This window comes from Pseudomonas sp. LAMO17WK12:I1 (genome assembly GCF_900177315.1).
Classification (GTDB): Bacteria; Pseudomonadota; Gammaproteobacteria; order Pseudomonadales; family Pseudomonadaceae; genus Aquipseudomonas; species Aquipseudomonas marginalis.
This window is the reverse complement of sequence record NZ_FWZV01000001.1, coordinates 1-19184: the sequence shown is the minus strand read 5'-3', so window position 1 is coordinate 19184 and position 19184 is coordinate 1. Positions and strand designations below refer to the sequence as shown.

The following is a 19184-nucleotide window of genomic DNA, read 5'->3' as shown; positions in this document are numbered from 1 at the left end:
GCTTTTGAAGCGAGAGGGTTGCGCTGTTTTGGGGCGTTTTTCAGGAAAATGTCTCGCTGCCGCCGCTTGGGTCTGCCTGGCAGGGGCAGTCGGGGTGTTGTTGTTGTTGTTGTTGTTGTTGTTGTGGTTGTTGTGGTTGTTGTGGTTGTTGTGGTGAGCGGGCTTGCCCCGCGCTGGGCTGCGAAGCAGCCCCAATAACTGGCGACGAGGTTTTCCTGGAAAAACGCGACGGCTTTAAAGGGCTGCTGCGCAGCCCAGCGCGGGGCAAGCCCGCTCACCACAGCAAGCCCGCTCACCACAACAAGCCCGCTCGCCGCAGTAAGGCCGCTGCGCAACCCTTACTTGGTCAATCAGCCTACGCGCGCGTCACCCGGCCCGAGACAAAATGGCCCACATCGTTGAACCCTGGCGTAGAGGAATGCCCCGGCGTTACCAACGAATCAATGAACGCTTCATCCTCAGCCGTGATCTTCACGTCCAGCGCGCCGGTGTAGGCATCCCACTGCGCCTCGGTGCGTGGCCCCACGATCGCCGAGCTCACCGCCGCGTTGTTCAGCACCCAGGCGATGGCAAACTCGACAATGCCCACGCCACGGCCCTGGGTGTATTGCTGGATCTGCTGGGCGATGCGCAACGACTCCACGCGCCATTCGGTTTCCAGGATGCGCTTGTCCTGGCGTGCCGCACGGCTGCCGGCTTCGGGTGTCACGTCCGGTGCGTACTTGCCGCTGAGCACGCCGCGGGCCAGTGGGCTGTAAGGCACGACGCCCAGGCCGTACGCGGCAGCGGCGGTGATCTGTTCGACTTCAGCCTGGCGGTTGACGATGTTGTACAACGGCTGGCTGATCACCGGTTTGTCCACGCCCAGGCGTTCGGCGACGCGGATCACCTCGGCAATTCGCCAGCCGCGATAGTTGGACAGGCCCCAGTAGCGGATCTTGCCCTGGCGAATCAGGTCGCCGATGGCTGATACCGTCACCTCCAGCGGGGTGTCGTGATCTTCGCGGTGCAGGTAGTAGATGTCGAGGTAGTCGGTATCGAGGCGGGTGAGGCTGGCTTCCAGCGCGTTGAAGATGCGCTTGCGGCTCAGGCCACTGCGGTTGGGCAGGCCCTCGGTGGGGCCAATGGCGACTTTCGACGCCACCACCCAATCCTGACGATGGCGAGCGATGGCCTCGCCGACGATTTCCTCGGAGCGCCCGCCGGTGTAGACATCCGCCGTGTCGATAAAATTGATGCCCTGGTCCCAGGCCTTGTCGATGATGCGCAGCGAGTCCTCGGTGTGGGTCTGTTCGCCAAACATCATGGTGCCCAGGGTCAAGGCGCTGACCTTCAAACCGGACTGGCCCAATGTGCGGTAAATCATGCAAAGCTCCTTGCGGCAGTGAGACGTGCCCTATGCAATACCAGACTCGCAGGCTCTGGAACAAGCCCTGGGGGCGTTTCTTCATGCACTCAGCAAGGCCTGGCAACGCCCTTGCAGAAATCGGTGCAGCGCTTTCACCCGCTCCGACACTTGCAGGCGGTGCGGGCACATCAGGTTGAACGGGGTGGGTTCGCCCTGCCAGTCCGGCAACAGGTGCACCAGCCGTCCGGCCTTGAGGTCCCGGGCGATGTCGAGGTTGGCCTTATAGGCAATGCCGTGGCCGGCCAGTGCCCAGCGCCGCACAATCTCGCCGTCATCGCTCAGGTAGTCGCCCGTCACTTCGACTTCCTGCAACGTGGTGCCCTGGCGAAAGTACCAGGTGCTGTTGGCCCGGCCCTGGCGCATGTACCGCAGCGTATTGTGCTGCGCCAACTCCGCCGGGATGCGCGGCGTGCCGTGACGCGCCAGGTAGTCGGGGCTGGCGCAGGGCAGGCGTTGGTGATCGGGCACCACCGGCAGCGCCACCAGGCTGGAGTCCCGTGGGACGCCAAAGCGCAGGGCGATGTCGACGGTGTCGCGGAACAGGTCGGCATTGCTGTCGTTGAGCAGTAGTTGCAGGCGGATGTGCGGGTGTTCCAGCTTGAACTCATCCAGCCAGCCCAGCACCACATTGCGGCCGAAATCCGAGGGTGCGGCCAACTGCAACAAGCCGGTCAGGCCCTGGCTCTGCTGCTTGAGCGCTTGCTCGCCTTCGGCCAAGGCGGCCAGGGCCTCGCGCACGCTGTTGAGGTAACGCCGGCCTTCTTCGGTCAGGCGCATGCTGCGGGTGGAGCGTGCCAGCAGGCGGGTACCCAAGCGGGTTTCCAGGCGCTTGAGGGCAATGCTGGCCGCTGCGGGGGTCAAGCCGAGCCCGCGTGCGGCGGCAGACAGGCTGCCGGTGTCGGCGGTGCGTGCGAACACTTCGAGGTCGAGGATTGAGCTCATTTATAAAAATCCTTTAAAGATCCTGTCGTTTTACCGGGATTTTTCGTTGATTGCCAAGCTGGGATGATGAACGCTCACTTTCTGACCCAGGACACTTCCCCATGAATTCCTCACTCAACGGCAAAACGGTGATCGTCATCGGCGGCAGCAGCGGCATCGGTGCAGCCGTGGCCAAGGCCGCAGCCGCACGCGGTGCCCAGGTGGTGCTGGCGGGGCGGCGCCTATCGTCTGGCCGCGATAACGGCCTGCGCAGCGAACCGGTGGACGTCACCGACGCCGCGTCCCTGCAACGGTTGTTCGAAACCGTCGGGCGCTTTGACCATCTGGTGTACACCTCCGGCCCCTCGGTACGCGCCAAGGCCCTGGCCGAAACCGACCTGGGCGAGGCCCAGGACAACTTCAACGTGAAACTCTGGGGTGCCTTGCGGGCGATCCAGCACGCGCTGCCTTTCCTCGATGAGCACGGCAGCATCAGCCTGACCTCCGGGCAACTGGGGCGCAAATTGGCACCGGGGCAGTTCATCAAAGTCGGTATCAACGCCGCCACTGAAGCCCTGGGCAAGCAGTTGGCAAAAGAATTGGCACCGCGTCGGGTCAACGTGGTGAGCCCTGGGGTGATTGATACCCCGGCGTATGCGGGGTTGGCCGAGGACCAGCGCCTGGCGATGTTTGCCAAGGCAGGTGGCGCGTTGCCGGTGGGACGTGTGGGGCAGGCCGAGGAAGTGGCGGCGGGGTATGTGCTGGCCATGGAAAATGGCTACATGACCGGTGCTGTCATTGATATCGACGGCGGTGGCCTGCTGTAAACGCAGGCTAAATGTGGGAGGGGGCAAGTCGAATCGTCGCACCGCCCCTCCCACATGGACCGCGTTATACCTTCAAGGTCCGCGTCATCCGCAACGCCAGCACACTGCCCGCCACAATCACCGCCGCCAGCAGGTACAGCGCCATATCCGTGGACCCGGTGGCGTCCTTCACAAAACCGACGATATACGGACTGAGGAAACCGGCCATCTGGCCCATGGAGTTGATCAGCGCCAGGCCGCCGGCCGCTGCGCCTGCACTGAGCATGGCGGTCGGCACCGGCCAGAACATCGGCAGGCCGGTGAGGGCGCCCATGGTGGCGATGGTCAGGCCGAGGATGGCGATGGCCGGCGTGGTGGCGAAGTTCACCGCGATCACCAGGCCGATGGCGCCCATCAGCATCGGCACCACCAAGTGCCAGCGACGCTCCTTGCGCAAGTCCGCCGAGCGGCCCACCAGCAACATGAAAACCGCTGCCAGCAGATACGGAATCGCACTGAGCCAACCTATTACCAGGTTATCGCTGAAACCCAGGTTCTTGATGATCGACGGCAGCCAGAAGTTGATGGCGTATACGCCACTCTGAATGCAGAAGTAGATCAGGCCGAACGCCCAGATCGCCGGGTTCTTGAACACTTCGGCGAGTGAATCGGTGGTGGTTTTCGGCTTGTTGGCCAGGTCGGTGGCCTGGTCGGCTTCCAGCACGGCGCGTTCGTGGGGCTTGAGCCACTTGGCATGGGCAAAGCTGTCGCTGAGCAGGAAGTAGGCGAGGGCGCCGAGGATCACGGTCGGGATGCCTTGCAGCAGGAACATCCACTGCCAGCCCGCCAGGCCGCCCTGGCCGGCGGCGAAGTGGTTGAGGATCCAGCCGGAAAACGGGCTGCCGAGCAAACCGGACACCGGGATCGCCGACATGAACAGCGCCATGATCCGCCCACGGCGGAACGTCGGGAACCACTGCGAGAGGTACAGCACCACACCGGGGAAGAAGCCGGCTTCAGCCGCACCGGTAAACAGGCGCAAGGTGTAGAAATGCGTCGGCGTGGTGACGAACAGCAGGCAGGTGGACAGTGTGCCCCAGACGATCATCATCAAGGCAATCCAGCGCCGTGGACCGAACCTGGTCAGCGCCAGGTTGCTCGGCACGCCGCACAGCACGTAGCCGATAAAGAAGATCCCGGCACCGAGGCCGTATACGGTTTCGCTGAATTCCAGCGCATCGAGCATCTGCAACTTGGCAAAGCCAACGTTGACCCGGTCGAGGTAGTTGAACAGATAGCAGATGAAAATGAAGGGGATCAGACGCAGGGTAATGCGCTTGTAGATGGCGTTTTTATCGTCATCGGTGGCCAGTGTGACAGCGGCGCTCTGTGACATGGGAGTCTCTCTTTATTATGATTTTTCGCGATGCGAAGGTAACGTTGATCGCCCAACGAGTCTCGGCCAGGTGGCGGGGTGCTGTCTTTGTGCTTGCGCACAGTGATGCATGCTTTGCGCTGTGCCGATGAACAACCACGCTTTTGAGGACTTTCTTTCAAGGAGATGGCCGCATGTTCGAGCTGGATCATGACCTGGCGCAGGATATTGTCGATAGGACCATGGCGATCCTGCCCTACAACGTCAATGTCATGGACAGCCAGGGCCTGATCCTCGGCAGCGGCGAACCCGAGCGCATCAACACCCGCCACGAAGGAGCACAATTGGTGCTGGCTAATGGTCGCGTGGTCGAGATCGACGGCCAGACCGCCAAGCATCTCAAGGGCGTGCAGCCGGGCATCAACCTGCCGCTGATGCACGATCAGCGCCTGATTGGCGTACTGGGCATCACCGGCGAGCCCGAGCTGTTGCGCACCTATGCCGAATTGGTGCGCATGACCGCCGAAATGCTCGTCAGCCATCGTCATCAGCAAGCCGAGCAGCAATGGCGGCGCCAGCGTTGCGATGATCTGCTGGCGTTGCTCCTCGCCGACAGCGGCGACTCACCACGCCTGGTCGACGAAGCCCAGCAATTGGGCCTCAAGCCGCAGCTGGCACGCACGCCGTACCTGTTCGAACTGGGCGCGGGCCAATCGGCGGAGGCCTTGAACACCTGGCTGACCTCGCGCTACCCGGACAGTTGGTGCGTGAGCTCGGCGCAATTCTCGCTGCTGTGGTGCCGACCGGCGGCGCAGCAGGTGGACAATCCACGGTTGCTGGAAAAGCTCCAGGGCCTGGGCTGGAACATCCTGCGGGTGGCCGTCGGCGGGCAGGCGGATGGCCTGGCCGGATTGCGCCGTTGCTATCGTCGCGTCGGCGACTTGCTGGCCTACGGTCGCGATGTACTGCCGCACTCGCAGCTGTTGACACTCAACCGTTACCGCTTGCCCGTGATGCTCTGGCGTCATCGCAACGACGATGCCCTCGACGAACTGCTCAACCCCTTGCGCAAGGTGCTGGCCAAGGACAATAACGGGCAATTCCTCGCCACGCTGCGCAGTTGGTGCGAACACGACGGGCAAAGCCAGGCCTGTGCCGATGCCCTGGGCATCCACCGCAACAGCCTGCGCTACCGCATGGAGCGCATCGCCGAACTCAGCGGCGTCGACCCGTTGACCCTGGAAGGCATGCTGGCGCTGTACCTCGGCGTGCAGCTGTTGCCCCAGGCTTTGTCGGAATGAACAACAAACCTTACCCGCACTTGTGCATCGGACCGGCGTCATCGGCGGTGCCAACTGGCAGCATGGGCGTCATAAAAACCGGAGAAAGCCCATGAAAATCATCATCGCCCCCGACTCGTTCAAGGACAGCCTGAGTGCCGAGGGCGTCGCCCAGGCCATTGCCGAAGGGTTGGCGCAGGTCTGGCCGGATGCACAGGTGATCCAGTGTCCGATGGCAGATGGTGGTGAAGGTACGGTGGACGCGGTACTCGCGGCCTGTCACGGCCAATTGCGCCGCCAGGCCGTGCGTGGGCCTCTGGGCGCTGCGGTTGAAGCGCGCTGGGGCTGGTTGGCAGACAGCCACACCGCAATCATCGAAATGGCCGAAGCCAGCGGCCTGCAGTTGGTCCCTCCAGGCCAGCGCGACGCATGCACCACCAGCACCTATGGCACTGGCGAGCTGATCCGCGCGGCCCTGGACCTGGGTGCCCAGCGCATCATCCTGGCGATTGGCGGCAGCGCCACCAACGATGGCGGTGCGGGTGCGATGCAAGCCCTGGGTGTGCAACTGTTCGACGCTGCGGAACAGGCCTTGCCGCCCGGAGGCCTGGCCTTGTCACGGCTGGCGCATATCAACCTGGAAAAACTCGACCCGCGCCTGGCCCTGGTACGCTTTGAAATCGCCGCCGATGTGAACAACCCGCTGTGCGGCCCCCACGGCGCCTCGGCGATTTTCGGCCCGCAAAAAGGCGCCAGCCCCGGGCAGGTGCAACAACTGGACGTCGCCCTCGGCCACTTCGCCGATCACTGCGCCAACGTCCTGCTCAAGGACGTGCGCGACGAACCCGGCAGCGGCGCCGCCGGCGGCCTGGGTTTCGCCGCCAAGGCGTTCCTCGGTGCGCAGTTCCGCGCGGGCGTGGAAGTCGTCGCCGAGCTGGTAGGCCTTGACGACGCCGTACGCGGCGCCGATCTGGTCATCACCGGCGAAGGCCGCTTCGACGCCCAGACCCTGCGCGGCAAAACCCCCTTCGGCGTGGCCCGTATCGCCCGGCAACAAAGCGTCCCGGTGATCGTCATCGCCGGCACCCTGGGCGACGGCTATGAGCAGATGTACGCCCATGGCGTGGATGCAGCCTTCGCCTTGCCAAGCGGCCCGATGAGCCTGGAGCAGGCCTGCAGCGAGGCCCCGCGTTTGCTGCGCGAGCGCGCGGCGGATATTGCGCGGGTGTGGCGCGTGGCGGCGCGGGGCTGATAGAGGCAGACCTTGGCGTCGTGACAGATCTGTCGATAATTACTATGATCCGTGCTTACTTTGAAGACTGGCTGACCTGGCCGGGCACGTTGGAAGCCGATCATGCAGATCAAGCGTTTTACTCTCGTCAATTTTCGCGGCATCGAGCACATGGAACTCGACTTCGAGGGTAAGAAGACTGTTGCTTTGGTGGGCGTCAATGGGGTGGGCAAGTCTTCGATTCTGGATGCGTTGGCGATTACGCTTTCGAATTTGACGGCACGGATTGTTAATCAGGCTTCGAAGTCCAGAGCAATATCAAAAGATGACATCAAGACTGGCGCCGAATACACACGACTGAAGGTTGTCGTCGGGTTCCAAGATGAGCACGATGTCGATTGGGCAATAGCACTTAACCGAAAATCAGGAAAACACCCAAAGGAACGTAGTAGTGATTTGACTTTGGTGAAAGAGACTGCTGCGTCTTTTGAAATAAATGCCCTTCACTACGAGCTCATTGGTGACAAGCCTATTCAGTTGCCTCTTGCAGTTTATTACGACGTTCATCGGGCTGTTTTAGATGTTCCGTTACGTGTTCGTGAGCGTTTGGTGAACACAATCGATGAAGGTTACGACGACGCACTTGGTCATGGCGGCGCTGACTTTAAAAGATTTTTCATCTGGTTTCGCAACCAGGAAGATCTCGAAAATGAAATTAGTCGAGACCTTCCTGGATTCCGTGACCATGAGCTTTCAGCAGTTCGGCGAGCAATTGAAATATTCACAGGATTCAAGGACATTCGAGTACGTCGCAAGCCAACACTTAGGATGACCGTTCTCAAAGGTAACCTCGAATTCAACGTCCTGCAGCTTTCGGATGGAGAGAAATGCTTGTTGGCAATGGTTGGCGATTTGGCTCGAAGACTTACATTGTTAAATCGCGAAGTGCCTGACCCATTGGAGGGCAAAGGTGTCGTCCTTATTGACGAGTTGGATCTTCACCTTCATCCAGGTTGGCAACGCACCGTTGTCGCCAAGTTGGAACGAACATTTCCCAACTGCCAATTCATCATTACCACCCACTCCCCGCAAATATTGGGTGAACTTCCTGCTGAGGCGGTGATGCTGCTCAAGGAAGGCAAGTATATCGGTCATCCGGAGCGCTCACTGGGCCTTCGAAGTGGGGAGGTCATAGAGGAACTGATGGGGGAATTGGCCCAAAACCAAAACGTCAGCCAGCAACTCAGAACAATCTACCGTGACCTCGACGACGACAATCTTGAATCCGCCCAGGCTAAACTTGCGAGATTGCGCGAACAGGTCGGCAAAATCCCTGATGTCCTTGAAGCCCAAGCCAGTATTGACTCTCTGAGGTCGCTAAAAGAGGGCGGCGCGTGAGGTCTATCAAAAAAGGCGCCGAGCCACGGGCGCTGATTGAATGGAAAAGAGAAAACCGCAATACGCCGCATAACCTTTACTACGGCAAGGGAAGCAGCTTTCCGAGCGAGTCCGTTCGCCAGGCGCTCTTGAAGGAGCAGTTCCATTTATGCGCCTACACCTTGCGGCGGTTGCCCACTGCGACCGAATGCCAGGCAAAGGGACAGGGCACACAATTCAGCTGCCACATTGAGCATGTCCTTGCACAAACGCATCACGAGGCTGACAGCATCGCCTACGACAATTTGGTGGCGTGTTACCCCTCCAGCCAAACCAAGATGGCTTGTGGTTATGGTGCCGTGGAAAAAGCCGACTACGACGTGGCCCGAAAGCCCTTCGTTTCTCCGTTGTCAGCCAATGTCGAGCGCCAGTTTCGATATTCCAGTGATGGCTACGTAGAAGGTCTGACGCCTGACGCTATTGCCACCGTCGAGGTCCTTAAACTCAACCATCCAACGCTGGTAAACGATAGGGCCGCCGTTATCAGAGGCCGATTGCGACCACGCGGCACTCCGATCACTGCCGCTGCTGCCCGGCGCCTGGCAGACGAAGTCGACTCACCCGATGCCCAGCATTGCCTCCCCGAATACTGCCAGGCACTCAAGCAACAGGCCGAACGTCACGCACAACGTCTCGAAAAGTACGCAGCCCGTGTTCGCGGCCAAGCCAGGCCCTGAGTACTACCGTCTTAAATAGTGAACATGGGACAATCCGCGTCATTTTTCGACACGGAGAGTCCCCATGCTGCGCCCCGTACTCCTGGCCCTGCTGCTGACCGGCAGCGCCACCCAGGCCTTCGCTCAACCGCCCGCTGAAACCGTACCGCTGCTGCGGGAAATCAAGAACTGGGTCACCGGGTGCGACAACCTGCGCAATTGCCATGCCCTCAGCGCGCCCAGTGGCGTCGATGAAGAAGACTACAGCTCCCTGACCTTGCATATCTGGCATCAGGCCGGTTCCGAAGGGTATCTGCGCCTGCGCTTCGACCACCGTGGCGAAGCGCTGGACCTGTCGACCTTGCTGTTGGACGGTCAGCCGCTGGGCCTGGAGCTGACCCGGGATCTGCATGTGGAACTGGACGATCAGGGCGGCGATCCCGAGGTGCAGTCTTACGGTGTGATCGAGGACGCTGCGGCGCGTCGCTGGTTGCAGCGTTTGCGCAATGGCCAGCGCCTGCAATTGCCGGGCGACGAACAGGCCCATGTGTCGCTGAGCGGCCTGAGCGCTTCGCTGCTGTTGATGGATGCGGTGCAGGGGCGGGTGGATAACGTGACGGCCCTGGCACGCCCCGGAAAAGCGCCGGCCCGTGAGGTGCCGCCACGTTTGCCGACGCCGGTGTTGCGCAAGTTCCCTGCGCCGCCGACGTTGACCGCGCAGGAACAGGCCGGGCTGGTGGCCGCTGCAGTGCAGGCCGTGACCTCGGAGGAGGGTGAGCCCGAGGCAAAGGCCGGGGCGCTGACGGCGCAACAGGCAATGACGGTGGTGCGTTACGACTGCGCGGCCTACAACTGTGAGTTCGACGTGGTCAGCCGCCAGCGTCAGGCGCCCTATGCGCAAACGCCCCTGGAGATTGAGCCCTTGCCGTTGGACGGTGCTGCGCTGCAAGGCTCGGTGGGCTATGACGAAGCCACCGGCACCTTGAGTTATTTCTACAAGCAGCGCGGCATCGGTGACTGTGGCGGCGGTGGTGTCTGGGTGTTTGACGGCAAGGCGTTCCAGCTCAGTGAGTTTCATAGCATGCCGCGCTGCACCGGTGTCGGTTACGGCGACTGGCCGTCGTTATGGACGACCGTGCCGGCGCCCTAGCCAGGGAGCAGGCATGGCCTCTACACTGGCCGGCCACGTGTCTTTCAAAGGATGAAACCCCATGCACGCACCTGAGCCCCATATCGTGATCCAGCGCTTTACCGAGGCCCACCTTGAAGGTGTGGCGGCGCTCTATAACGAACCGGCCGTGTGCCGGCAGGTGCTGCAGATGCCGTTCCAGTCGGTGGATGTCTGGCGCAAACGCCTGGTCACCGACAACGAGCGGCGCCTGCAACTGGTGGCGGTGCACGGCGGCGAGGTGATCGGCCAACTGGGCCTGGAACAGTACCTGCGCGTACGCCAGGCCCATGTCGGTTCGTTCGGCATGGGCGTGGCGACGGCCTGGCAGGGCAAGGGCGTAGGCTCGCGGCTGTTGACGGCCGCGCTGGACGTGGCCGACAACTGGATGAACCTGCACCGGGTGGAACTCACGGTGTACGCCGACAACGAAGCCGCGCACCACCTGTACCGCAAGTTCGGCTTCGAGATCGAAGGGCGCTTGCGTGACTACGCCCTGCGCGATGGGGTGTTTGTCGACACCCTGAGCATGGCACGCCTGCGCCAGTCGGCTTGACCCTCCAGCGCAAACGCCACCGCAGCCTGCGCATGCAGCTCGGTGGTGTCCAGCAGCGGCAGGTCGCTGTGTTCGGGCTTGACCAGCAGGCTGATTTCCGTGCAGCCGAGGATGACCGCCTGGGCACCCCGTGCGGCCAGGGACTCGATGACCCGCAGGTAAACCTGGCGTGATGCATCGCTGATCACGCCGACGCACAACTCCTCATAGATGATCCGGTGCACGGCGCGGCGCTCCTCCGCGTCCGGCACCAGCACGGTGAGGCCCTGGGCGGCCAGGCGCGACGTGAGAAAATCCTGCTCCATGGTGAACGCGGTGCCGAGCAAGCCGACGGTCAGGGTGCCGGCTGCCACCGCCGCCGCAGCGGCCGCATCGGCGATATGCAGGAACGGAATCGACACCGCCGCCTCGATACGCGGCGCCACCAAATGCATGGTGTTGGTACACAGCACCACACACTCGGCGCCGCCGGCCTGCAAACGGCGCGCGGCGTCTTCCAGGATCAGCGCGGTGTCATCCCAGCGCCCGGCGTGCTGGGCCTGTTCCACCGGGCCGAAGTCCACGCTGTACATCAACACCTGGGCCGAGCGCAGCGGGCCGAGCTGGTCACGCACGCGCTGATTGATGATGCGGTAGTACTCGGCGCTGGACTCCCAGCTCATGCCGCCGATAAGGCCGATGGTGCGCATGCGATGCTCCTGACAGGGAAAGTCGCTTCACCTTACCCATCGGCCGCTGAATAGTCATACGCAGTTACCCGCCAAATGACCGGAGCAGTTTCACATGTCCAGGTTGACCCATCCCGGCCGGGGTTGCTCCGCGGCAATGGCGTGGATGGGTTTACCCGTGGCCTGCTCCACGCGCCGCGCCACCTCCGGGTCGTCGGCGAACGGCAACATGCTGGCTTCGTCCAGGCTCGTCTCGGTCTGCCCGCGCAGGCAATACTCCACCGCAGCGTACAGGCACACCACGATCAGCACGCTCCACATATCAGGCGATCCGCGCATCGAGCCGGGCCACGCTCAAGTCTGCGACCCGCACCGTGCGCCACGTGTTGTAGGCCATCAGCAACATGCCCGTGAGGAAAAACACGCCGCCGGCAAACCGCACCACAAACCCCGGATGGCTGGCCTGCAAGGCTTCGACAAACGAGTAGGTGAGGGTGCCGTCGTCGTTCACCGCTCGCCACATCAGGCCTTGGGTAATGCCGTTGACCCACATCGAGGCGATGTACAGCACCGTGCCGATGGTCGCCAGCCAGAAGTGCAGGTTGATCAGCGCCACGCTGTGCATCTGCTCGCGGCCGAAGACCTTGGGGATCATGTGGTACAGCGAGCCAAAGGTGATCATCGCCACCCAGCCCAGGGCGCCGGCGTGTACGTGGCCGATGGTCCAGTCGGTGTAGTGGGAGAGGGCGTTGACGGTCTTGATCGCCATCATCGGGCCTTCGAAGGTCGACATGCCATAGAACGCCAGGGACAGCACCAGGAAACGCAGGATCGGGTCGGTGCGCAACTGATGCCAGGCCCCCGACAAGGTCATCATGCCGTTGATCATGCCGCCCCAGCTCGGGGCCAGCAGGATCAGCGACATCGCCATGCCCAGTGACTGCGCCCAATCGGGCAAGGCGGTGTAGTGCAAATGGTGCGGGCCGGCCCAGATGTACAGGGTGATCAGCGCCCAGAAGTGCACGATGGACAGGCGATAGGAGTACACCGGCCGGCCCACCTGCTTGGGCACGAAGTAATACATCATCCCCAGGAAACCGGTGGTCAGGAAAAAGCCCACGGCGTTATGCCCGTACCACCACTGCACCATGGCATCGGTCGCGCCGGAATACACCGGGTAGGACTTGAACCAATCCACCGGGATCGCCAGGTGATTGACCACGTGCAACATGGCGATCACCAGGATAAACGCGCCGAAAAACCAGTTGCCCACGTAGATATGTTGGGTCTTGCGCCTTACCACCGTGGTGAAGAACACAATGGCGTAGGCCACCCACACCACGGTCATCCACACCGCGCCGGAAAACTCGATCTCGGCGTATTCCTTGGTGGTGGTGTAGCCCAGGGGCAGGCTGACCAGCATGATCACGATCACCGACTGCCAGCCCCAGAAGGTAAACGCAGCCAGGCGGTCGGAAAACAGGCGCACCTGGCAGGTCCTTTGCACCGCATAGTAACTGGCGGCAAATTGCGCACTGCCGGCGAAGCCAAAGATCACCAGGCTGGTGTGCAAAGGCCGCAACCGGCCGAACGTGGTCCAGGGCAGGTCCAGGTTCATCTGCGGCCAGACCAGTTGCGAGGCGATCCACACGCCCATGGCCATGCCCACCACGCCCCACACAAGGGTGGCGATCACGAATTGACGGACGACTTTATAGTTATAGGCCTGCCCGGTTGTTGCTGTGCTCATGCTCAGTCCTCCCACGGTTCCAAGTGGCGGGCACTGTAGGAAACGCGGGAAAAACAAAACAGGCTCAGAAAAAGCTCATTACAGCGGATCAGTCGACAGGCACGCCCACAGGCCTGTCAGCGTTAATCGTACGGTGAGTGGCCGCATCTGCCATGATCCGGCATCGCAACCTGGCACACCCAAGGAAATCCGCAATGGACGATGTACAGCAACTGGGCGAGATGCTTCGTCATTACGCCGATAGCGAAGCGCACAAGAAGCAACAGTTCGATGTGCAGTCGGCGCGCTGGACGCACAAGCTCGACGAGCTGTTCGGGCAGATCGAGCAATGGCTGGAGCCGGTCAAGACTGTCGGCCTGCTGGAGGTGCACCGTGAAGCCTATGTCGCCAGCGGGCCGGGCGTGCCGGTGGAGACCTCGACCTTCAAGACCGAAAAGCTGCTGGTGCAGATCACCGGCAAGACCGTGGAGTTCGTGCCTGAAGTCATGGGCGTGGGCGGCGTGATCTCGCTCTCGGTGATGGGCTTGACCGCTGCCCGCCACGGCAGCGTGTCGCTGGTGCTGCCGGCCGACAAAAACGACTGGCTGTGGAAGAAAACCAATGGCCTCAAAGACCCGGACACCTTTGGCTTCGACGCCAATTTCCTGGCCTCGCAGTTGCAGAGTCTGATTCCGCGCGAACGCGGCTGAGGGGCTCCCGCTTCGCGCAACGTCGATGGGGGACGCCGGTGTGTCAAACACTGGGTGGAAATACGCATTTTTTGCCCAGGATTGGCTATACCTACAGCTCCATGTTTCGATGATGATCGCCAGGGAGTTCAATGATGAAACTAAGGCTAATGATCAGTACGCTGTGCGTGGCCTCCATCGCAATGGCCGGCTGCGCCAGCAAGGTCACCCAACCGGACGAGTATTCAGGCTTTCTGTCCGACTACAGCCAACTCAAGGAAGCCAAGTCGCCTTCGGGGGTCGAGGTGATGCGCTGGGTAGACCCCCAACTCGACCTGAGCCGCTATACCGCGGTGTATATCGAACCGACGCAGTTCTACCCCAAGCCCCAGGCCACCACGAAAATCCCCGAAAGCACCCTCAATGGTATCAACACCTACTTCAACCAGGCGCTCAAGCGTGAGCTGGGCAAATCACTGCCCCTGGCCAACGGGCCCGGTCCCGGTGTGATGGTGGTACGTGCGGCGATCACCGCCGTCAGCAGCAAGACCGAAGGCCTCAAACCCTATGAATTCGTGCCGGTGGCCCTGGTGGCGGCAGCGGTGAGTACCGGCACCGGCATCCGCGACCAGGAAACCACCCTGGGCACCGAGGCGCAGTTCCTCGACGGCGCCAACGGCAAGGTGCTCGCCCAAGTGGTGCGCAAGGGCACGGGCAAGCCGCTGTCCAACGACTCGCAGGTGATGAAGGCCGATGACGTGAAAGGCGTGATCGATGGCTGGGCGTCGGACCTGCATCAGTCGTATGTGAAGCTGAAAAAACACTAGGGACTAGAACGCATTCCTGGCGGGTTTGTTGTAGTAGCTGAGCAGGGCGTCGTAGCGACGGGTGATGAGGTAGTAGTCATCACTCAGTTGCTGCGGCGAGGCGTGTTCCCGCCAGTCCCGATGCAGGGTACGCAACGCCTGGAGGTACGCGTCGGCTGACGAGCGGGTGGCATACCAGAGGTGAGTAGCCTCATCCTCCCGTTTGCTGCGTGGCATTTTAACCAGGAAGGCCTTGCTGGCATCGCTGGCCTGTTGCAGCGTCTCGGTCAAACTGAGCAGTTGCTGGGGCGTCAGGCTGGCGTCGCGTACACCCTGGTCAATCTGGTTCATCGCCTGGCGAGCCGCGATCATATGGTTGAGCAGGTGCCAATGCAGGTCCCGGCCGAAGCGCGATTCGATTCGCGCCAGTTGTACCGGACGCAGATGGATGTCTTCGTTTTCCAACTGGGTGCGTAACTCGGCGGATGCCCTCAGGTATTCTTCGCCCCGCTGAGCCAGTTTCCCTTCCAGACTCTTGTTCATGGCCTGCGCCACAAACTGGCGCATGTTCGACGGCATACCTTCGGTTTGTATCGGGTCAACCATGTCCGCCAGCGAGGTGAATTTATTCAGCTTGTCGGCATACACCGTGGCGAGAGTACCGAGGTGGCTTCCGGGCTGCTGGCGCTCTAGTTTGAGTGTGTACAGCTGCGAACAGACCGCCGCCTGGATAAGGCGTGGCTCGGGCTCGTCACGGTCGCCAAACTTATCCTGGGTGGGCGCTTCGGGCTGTGTCGAACGCATACGGTAGTACGCCAGGCGCGTATCGCGATCAATGCGGTTCACGCAGTCAATGATCGGCGCCAGTGCGCTGGCCGTCGCGGTGGCAGGGCTGTCCCGTTGGTCGAGCCATAATTGCACGCGTTGCAGCGGTTTGGTGGCGCCGGCCACACCGAGCAATCCCAGGCCCAATACCAGGCTGATGGGTAACAACCATTTCGGATTCATTGCGCGGCCTCCTGGCCATACCACTGTGCCTGGGTGGCGGGCGCCTGACAGTCGGGGGCGGTGCGAGGCATGCGGCTGCACAGGCGTTCGGGCCACTGTTGCAGGCCCTGATTACGGGTCACGTGTTGCTGGTTGTCGAGCACCGTCAAGCCGGCGTACAGCACAATCCCACTGGTGACCAACAGCACCATGCCCAGGGCCGTCCAGCGTGGGTGGCGGGCGGTCCAGGGGGTGTGGCTGTTCATGAAGGGCCGCTTGATGACGCCGGTAACCGCCAGGGTCGCGACCAGCGCCAGGCTGGCAAACGGGCCGAACGCGTAACCCAGCGCTGCGGCAAGGATCAGCCCTGGCAGCAGGTCCCGTATCGGCAGCAACGGCAGGTGAGTAGGGCTGAACCAGCGCGGCAGGCGCTCACTGAATCGTTCATCGAGCACGCGGTACTGATGAGCCAGCGGGCGCCAGACCTGCCAAGCCAATCCCGCGCCTATCACGGCGCTCAACGCCCACAGCAGGCCGTAGCCCAAGGTCGGCAGCACATTGCCGGCCAGGGGCTCGGCATTCACCAGCACGCCCACCAGGCAGCTCAACACCAGTGCGACAATCCAGGGCCAGGTGTCCATGGTCGTGTCCCAGCCTTGCCAGAAATACACGGTACCGCCGGGCATCGCTTCGGCTTCGGCCACATGGTCGGCGTAGATATCTGCGCTGAGTGCCTGGCAAGCTTTCCAGTCATGTTCATCGAAGCGTTGGGCGAAGGCACGGCGCTGCCCCAGGCTCATCGGTGCCAATAGCAGCCGGGCGGCACGTTGTTGCGGGCTGTTGGGCGCTTCAGTGGCCAGTGCCCGTTGACGTGCCATGAAGACCGGGCCTTGCTGGCGTTGCAACAGCCGCGCCCAATCCCCCGCCGGGCAGTCATGACCGGCGCCGCCATGCCAGTGCTGGCCGGCGCACACCGCGTCGAACACCGCGCTCGACCAGTAGTGACTCTGCGCAAGCAGGCGGGCCAGCCATTGGTTGAACCACTCGGCATGCGGGTGATTGTTCACCCAGGGATGCTCGGAGCGCGCGGCATAGGCAGCCAGGAACGCAGCCTCGTCCTTTTGCTCAAGGGCCTGGCGCAAGGGTTGCTGCAAGGCGCTGCGGTGCTTGCGCTCGAGTCTTTCGATCAGCTCGCCGGGCAACTCCAGGCGCTGCCAGGCCGTCAGCCAGTTGAAGGTTTCAAAGGCCCAGCGGGTGTCTTCGGGGTTGAGATGCCCCTCGATGTCGCGCAACAACAGCTGGATTTCAAAGTGCAGCGCATTGCCATGGGCCATGGCCGCCTGGTAGTGGTCGGCAAGGCTGTCGCCCCGGATGTCGATGATCACTTCGTCGACTTCCTGCAGGCTCTGGCTCCACGCCAGTGCGGCCTCATAGGCTTCGCGCAGGCGCTGGAAACCCTCGGGGTCATCATCCGGCCGGGTTTTCTTCAGCAGGGCGGCGTATTGGCGCTTGATCGCGCGGCTATCGGCATCCGGGGCCAGGCCGAGGACATTCCAGCAAGTCATGTGCAGTGCAACTCCGTAGGCAATCGCGCGCACATTACCTGTTTTACGGGTTGATAAACCAGCGGTAGTAGGGGGTAGGGCTCGCGGTAGGACTGGCCCGGTCCAGCCCTGCGGCGACCGGGCACGTGGTGTTACTTAAGCGGCGTCAACGGCGGCAGCTTCCACTGGCCGTTACCCACCTCAGGCGTGGGCAGGTAAATCCGCAGGATTGCGTAGAACGGACCGGGTGGGGCCGGCAACCAGTTGCTCTGCTCGGCTTTAGGCGGCTCGTGGTGCTGCAGGGCCAGGGTCAGGCCGCCATCGGCGTCGCGCTTGAGGCCGGACAGCATGTGCGAGTTGATCAGGTAGCGTTTCTTGTGGTTGGGCACCAGTTGCTTGGTCTTGGCGTCGTACATGGTCAGCGACCAGAACGCATCGGCCGGTGGCAACTGGTCCTTGGCGAAATGCACGGTGTAGCTGTGGCGTGCGCCGTTGGCAGGCTTGCCCTCGCTGTCGATGACGTAGCTCAGGTACGCGACCTCATCGCCGGAGTTACCGAAAACCCCCATGTCCGCACCGGCGTAGCGGTACAGGTAATTGTTGTTCAGGTGGTCGCGGCTGCCGTACAAATCGGCACTGGAGACCTGATGCGTGTCGACCTTGTCCTTTTTGAACGCGGCAAACTCGGCACGGGCATCGGAGATACCGTCTTCCAGGGCCTTGCGCTGTTCAGCGGTCAACGCCTTGACCTTGAAGGGCGCGCCTGGGGCGATACCGATCTTGGCGAAGCGCGCCAGCAGGTCTTTCTCGCTGTCCTGGGGCGCGGCGAAGGCCAGCATGAAGTTCAGGTAGCGAAACAGTTGCGGGCCTTCGGTCATGGTCGCCATGGGCTTGGGCCACTCCACTTTCGGAGCCTTGGCCGGCGCGGCTTGCTTCACGTAGCTGCTCAGTGACTGCACTTTGTAGCCGTTCTGGATCTGCTTGACCTTGTTCAGGTCCTTCTCGTCGAACAACTGCGTACGGTAGAGGGCGTAGGCGATGTTGCTTTCGCTGTACACCACCCGGTCCACGTTGACCGGCTGCTGACCTTTCCAGTCAGGGCCGGCGATCATGTAGTGGCCGCCGTTGTTGCCGGTGCTGCGGGTGCCCAGGTAGGCGATGTTCTGCGTGTAGAGATCGATCAACTGCACCGAGTAATAACGGTTGTCTTCGATCCTGGGCAGTGTCAGGACCTGGGGCTCGCTGCGCAGGTCCAGCCAGACGAAGGAGTAGGGCGTGTCCAGGTTCGGGGTGGCGAAGGCGGTGTCCTTGGGAGTGACGATCTGGGCAGTGTTGCCGATGTGGTTGAACGGTGCCTTGAAGTTGGCACCGCCCTTGTCGACGGCCTGGGTGTAGAGCGTCTTGTACATCTCCACAACCGGGTAGCCATACAGGTAGGCTTCCTTGGCGATGGCCCGGGCTTCGCTGGGGGTGGCGGTAAAGTCGGCCCAGGCGCCGGTACTCATGAGTATCGAGAGGCTCGCCAACAGCAGGCGCGTCGGTTTTCCAATCATGTTGTCGCGTCCTTCCAAAGTGCGTTTGACTGACGGGGAATAAAGGCGATGAGTTTCCTGTTTTATTTCCCGAACGTCACGTTAATCCCTGCGAATTATGCGAACTCATCAATGCCGATCCGTACGGCGGCTTGAACCTGTGGGTAAAGACGCACAAATAGCCGCCTCGATGGGCGGCATTGTGTAAAAGAGGGGGGGGGTCAGGCGGGTACAAACCGGGGACATCGTTTACATTTCTAACCGGGGACATGGTTTACAGGCTAATACGCATGATCAGGAGGTAACTGATCATGCCCTGGAACCAAGAGTCCCCCATGAATCAAAGAATCAAGCTGGTAGCTGATTGGCTTTCTGGCAACTTCACTAAAAG

The 19184-nt window shown here is 61.8% G+C and carries 18 protein-coding genes; 9 read left to right on the top strand and 9 right to left on the bottom strand.

Annotation, left to right across the window (positions count from 1 at the left end):
- Nucleotides 1–355: 355 nt before the first annotated feature.
- Complete coding sequence (locus B9N88_RS00090; RefSeq protein WP_027606574.1) at nt 356–1366, bottom strand: aldo/keto reductase; 1011 nt, start codon at nt 1364–1366, stop codon at nt 356–358.
- A gap of 81 nt (nt 1367–1447) precedes the next feature.
- A complete protein-coding gene (locus B9N88_RS00085) occupies nt 1448–2350 on the bottom strand; it encodes a LysR family transcriptional regulator (protein ID WP_027606573.1) in 903 nt (300 codons plus the stop codon).
- 101 nt (nt 2351–2451) lie between these two features.
- On the opposite strand from B9N88_RS00085, the gene B9N88_RS00080 reads away from it, so the two are divergent.
- Nucleotides 2452–3156 (top strand): SDR family oxidoreductase, encoded by a 705-nt coding sequence (locus B9N88_RS00080; protein ID WP_027606572.1) that lies wholly within the window; start codon nt 2452–2454, stop codon nt 3154–3156.
- 64 nt (nt 3157–3220) lie between these two features.
- On the opposite strand, the gene B9N88_RS00075 is transcribed toward B9N88_RS00080, so the two are convergent.
- Entirely contained in the window at nt 3221–4531 is a 1311-nt protein-coding gene (locus B9N88_RS00075) for an MFS transporter (RefSeq protein ID WP_027606571.1), read from the bottom strand.
- Nucleotides 4532–4704: 173 nt separating this feature from the next.
- Between B9N88_RS00075 and B9N88_RS00070 the strand changes: the two genes are divergently transcribed.
- The 6 genes from B9N88_RS00070 (at nt 4705) to B9N88_RS00045 (ending at nt 10838) form a co-directional block, all read left to right on the top strand.
- Nucleotides 4705–5811, top strand: a complete 1107-nt coding sequence (locus tag B9N88_RS00070; RefSeq protein ID WP_027606570.1) for a sugar diacid recognition domain-containing protein — start codon at nt 4705–4707, stop codon at nt 5809–5811.
- A gap of 91 nt (nt 5812–5902) precedes the next feature.
- The gene (locus tag B9N88_RS00065) at nt 5903–7042 is read left to right on the top strand and encodes a glycerate kinase (protein WP_027606569.1); all 1140 of its coding nucleotides are present in this window, start codon (nt 5903–5905) and stop codon (nt 7040–7042) included.
- A gap of 102 nt (nt 7043–7144) precedes the next feature.
- A complete protein-coding gene (locus tag B9N88_RS00060) occupies nt 7145–8419 on the top strand; it encodes an AAA family ATPase (protein WP_027606568.1) in 1275 nt (424 codons plus the stop codon).
- Entirely contained in the window at nt 8416–9135 is a 720-nt protein-coding gene (locus B9N88_RS00055; protein ID WP_027606567.1) for an HNH endonuclease family protein, read from the top strand. Before B9N88_RS00060 ends, B9N88_RS00055 begins: the two co-directional genes overlap by 4 nt.
- A gap of 64 nt (nt 9136–9199) precedes the next feature.
- Complete coding sequence (locus B9N88_RS00050) at nt 9200–10264, top strand: DUF1176 domain-containing protein (protein WP_027606566.1); 1065 nt, start codon at nt 9200–9202, stop codon at nt 10262–10264.
- 61 nt (nt 10265–10325) lie between these two features.
- A complete protein-coding gene (locus B9N88_RS00045) occupies nt 10326–10838 on the top strand; it encodes a GNAT family N-acetyltransferase (protein ID WP_027606565.1) in 513 nt (170 codons plus the stop codon).
- Here the strand turns inward: B9N88_RS00045 and B9N88_RS00040 are convergent.
- From B9N88_RS00040 to ccoN, 3 genes are all read right to left on the bottom strand, one after another.
- Nucleotides 10772–11527, bottom strand: coding sequence for an aspartate/glutamate racemase family protein (locus B9N88_RS00040; RefSeq protein ID WP_223841589.1), 756 nt, complete (start codon nt 11525–11527; stop codon nt 10772–10774). The two genes, B9N88_RS00045 and B9N88_RS00040, sit on opposite strands and share 67 nt — an antisense overlap.
- A gap of 90 nt (nt 11528–11617) precedes the next feature.
- The gene (locus B9N88_RS00035) at nt 11618–11827 is read right to left on the bottom strand and encodes a hypothetical protein (protein ID WP_027606564.1); all 210 of its coding nucleotides are present in this window, start codon (nt 11825–11827) and stop codon (nt 11618–11620) included.
- 1 nt (nt 11828) lies between these two features.
- The gene (gene ccoN, locus B9N88_RS00030; protein WP_027606563.1) at nt 11829–13256 is read right to left on the bottom strand and encodes a cytochrome-c oxidase, cbb3-type subunit I; all 1428 of its coding nucleotides are present in this window, start codon (nt 13254–13256) and stop codon (nt 11829–11831) included.
- A 194-nt stretch (nt 13257–13450) separates the two neighbouring features.
- On the opposite strand from ccoN, the gene B9N88_RS00025 reads away from it, so the two are divergent.
- Together B9N88_RS00025 and B9N88_RS00020 are read left to right on the top strand one after the other, a co-directional pair.
- Entirely contained in the window at nt 13451–13945 is a 495-nt protein-coding gene (locus tag B9N88_RS00025) for a hypothetical protein (RefSeq protein ID WP_027606562.1), read from the top strand.
- Between the two features lie 134 nt (nt 13946–14079).
- On the top strand, nt 14080–14751 hold the full coding sequence (locus B9N88_RS00020; protein ID WP_027606561.1) for a DUF3313 domain-containing protein: 672 nt from the start codon (nt 14080–14082) through the stop codon (nt 14749–14751).
- Nucleotides 14752–14754: 3 nt separating this feature from the next.
- On the opposite strand, the gene B9N88_RS00015 is transcribed toward B9N88_RS00020, so the two are convergent.
- The 3 genes from B9N88_RS00015 to B9N88_RS00005 form a co-directional block, all read right to left on the bottom strand.
- Nucleotides 14755–15738, bottom strand: coding sequence for a DUF3829 domain-containing protein (locus B9N88_RS00015; protein WP_027606560.1), 984 nt, complete (start codon nt 15736–15738; stop codon nt 14755–14757).
- Nucleotides 15735–17282 (bottom strand): J domain-containing protein, encoded by a 1548-nt coding sequence (locus B9N88_RS00010; RefSeq protein ID WP_027606559.1) that lies wholly within the window; start codon nt 17280–17282, stop codon nt 15735–15737. Before B9N88_RS00010 ends, B9N88_RS00015 begins: the two co-directional genes overlap by 4 nt.
- 131 nt (nt 17283–17413) lie before the next feature.
- On the bottom strand, nt 17414–18814 hold the full coding sequence (locus B9N88_RS00005; RefSeq protein WP_027606558.1) for a DUF1254 domain-containing protein: 1401 nt from the start codon (nt 18812–18814) through the stop codon (nt 17414–17416).
- Nucleotides 18815–19184 lie beyond the last annotated feature (370 nt).